Source organism: Nocardioides lijunqiniae (genome assembly GCF_015024225.1).
Lineage (GTDB): Bacteria > Actinomycetota > Actinomycetes > Propionibacteriales > Nocardioidaceae > Nocardioides > Nocardioides lijunqiniae.
Genome location: NZ_JACJGM010000073.1, coordinates 1 through 2167, shown reverse-complemented (window position 1 = coordinate 2167; position 2167 = coordinate 1). Strand labels below are relative to the sequence as shown.

Below are 2167 nucleotides of genomic sequence, written 5' to 3'. Positions count from 1 at the left end.
CGAGTCGGCCGGGTCCGCCGCGGGCGGGGCCAGGTCGAGGCCGCGCGCGGCGCGCCGCGCCTCCCGCACGGTCAGCGGCAGCGGGTCCCAGCCGGCGGCACGGCCCAGCTCGACCAGGGGCGGTACGACGGGCGAGTGCGCCAGGAGCGTGGCGGGCGGGCCGACCTGCACGCGGCCGTCGCCGGCGAGCAGGCACATCCGGTCGGCGAAGGGCACGACCCGCTCCAGCCGGTGCTCGGCGACCAGCACGGACACCCCGAGGTCGTGCACGAGACGGGTGAGGGTGGCCAGCACGTCCTCGGCGGCCGTCGGGTCCAGCGCCGACGTCGGCTCGTCGAGCACGAGCAGGCGCGGGTGGGTGGTGAGCACGGAGCCGATGGCCACCCGCTGCTGCTGGCCGCCCGACAGCGTGCGCAGGTCGCGGTCGCGCAGGTCGGCGATGCCGAGCAGGTCGAGCGTCTCCTCCACCCGGCGGCGCATGGTGGCCGGCGCGAGGCCGAGCTGCTCCATGCCGTAGGCGAGCTCCTCCTCCACGGTGTCGGTGACGAAGCCGGCCGCCGGGTCCTGACCGACGTACCCGATGACGTGGGCGCGCTCGCGCGGAGGGGTGTGCAGGATGCTGACGCCGTCGAGCAGCAGGTCACCCCGCAGGTCGCCGCCGGTGAAGCGCGGCACCAGCCCGGTCACCACGCCCAGGAGCGTGGACTTGCCGACCCCCGTCGGGCCGGAGACGAGCACCAGCTCGCCCTCCTCGACCTCCAGGTCGACGGAGTCGAGGACGCGCCGCTCGCCGTAGGCGAAGGAGATGCCGCGCAGCTCGATCATGCGCCCACCTGCCTCGGCGGAGGGGCGGTCGCGGCGGCCGACGCACCGACCAGGACGCCCACCAGGGCGAGCAGGCTGATCTCGGGGACGCGGTCGAGGTCGGGGTTGGCGATCAGGACCTGGTGGTCGCTGACCCACCACCCGACCACGGCGACGGTCAGCCCGGCGGCCACGACGGCCAGCTCCGGCCAGCGCCAGCGGTCGGGGCGGTAGCGCGTGCGCTGCACCCGGCTGCCCGCGCTCACCAGCCCGGCGACCGCGACGACGACCCCGAGGCCGAGCATCGGGAGCGCCAGCAGCCGCGGCGCGGTCCGGTCGAGGAGGGCGTAGACGCCGACGCAGACGCCGCAGAGCCCGGCCAGCATCAGCGCCCCGGTCGTACGCCGCTGGGCGGGCGTGAGCCCCCCGGCACGGCCGTAGCCGCGGGTGTCCATGCCGGCGGCGAGGGCCAGCGAGCGCTCCAGCGCGTCCTCGAGCACCGGCACCAGGAAGCGCCGCAGTCGGCGGACCCGCCCGGTCTCCCCCGCCCGCAGCGACTGCGCGGCCCGCACCCGCCGCACGCTCTCGGCGAACTGCGGCAGCACGGTCACGGCCACCACGAGCGCGGTCCCGATCTCGTAGAGCGCGGGCGGCATCGAGCGCAGCAGCCGCTTGGGGTTGGCCAGCGCGTTGGCGGCGCCGATGCAGATCACGATGGTCGCCAGGCGCATCCCGTCGTACAGGCCCGCGAGCAGGGCCTCCCGGGTGACCGGCCCGAGCAGGGTGATGCCGAGGACCCAGTCGGGTAACGGGACCGTGGGCAGGTCCAGCAGGACGGTGCCCGGGTAGGTGCCGCCGAAGACCAGGCGGAACACCACCCGCAGCACGACGATCGCGACGCCCAGCCACACGTAGAGGCGGAAGGAGCGGGCCCAAGGCTGGTCCGAGCGCCGTGCCACGACCACCACGGTCGCGACCCCCACCAGCAGCAGGAGCACGAGCGGGTTGGTGGTGAGCGAGGCGGCCGCGCACAGGCCGATCGCCCACAGCCACCAGGCCACGGGATGCACGTCGCGCGGGAGCCGGGCCCCGCTCATGCCCGCTCGGTCACGCGTGTCCCGACCGCCGCCGCAGCAGCAGCACCACCCCGGCTGCCGCGAAGAGGAGACCGATCAGCAGGGGTGCCACGAACGTCGGCAGGCCGTCGTCCTGCGGCTCGGCCGCCGTGGGAGCCGTCCCGGTCAGCTCGCCGTCGGCGGCCTCGGGCGTCGTGGTCGCGCCGGGCGACGCCGCGGGCGACGGCGCGGTGCGGGGCGTGCGGCTCTTGCCGGGCCGGCCCGGCTTGGCGGGCTTGCCGGGAGCG

The 2167-nt window shown here is 76.4% G+C and carries 3 protein-coding genes; all 3 read right to left on the bottom strand.

Going from position 1 to position 2167, the window contains the following annotated elements:
* Positions 1 to 825 (bottom strand): ABC transporter ATP-binding protein (locus tag IRQ30_RS23060; protein WP_193615154.1); only part of this gene is annotated, 825 nt, incomplete at its 3' end.
* The gene (locus tag IRQ30_RS23055; protein ID WP_193615153.1) at positions 822 to 1901 is read right to left on the bottom strand and encodes a CbiQ family ECF transporter T component; all 1080 of its coding nucleotides are present in this window, start codon (positions 1899 to 1901) and stop codon (positions 822 to 824) included. The genes IRQ30_RS23055 and IRQ30_RS23060, both read right to left, overlap by 4 nt.
* 10 nt (positions 1902 to 1911) lie before the next feature.
* On the bottom strand, positions 1912 to 2167 hold a 256-nt coding region (locus IRQ30_RS23050; protein ID WP_476703685.1), incomplete at its 5' end, for a hypothetical protein.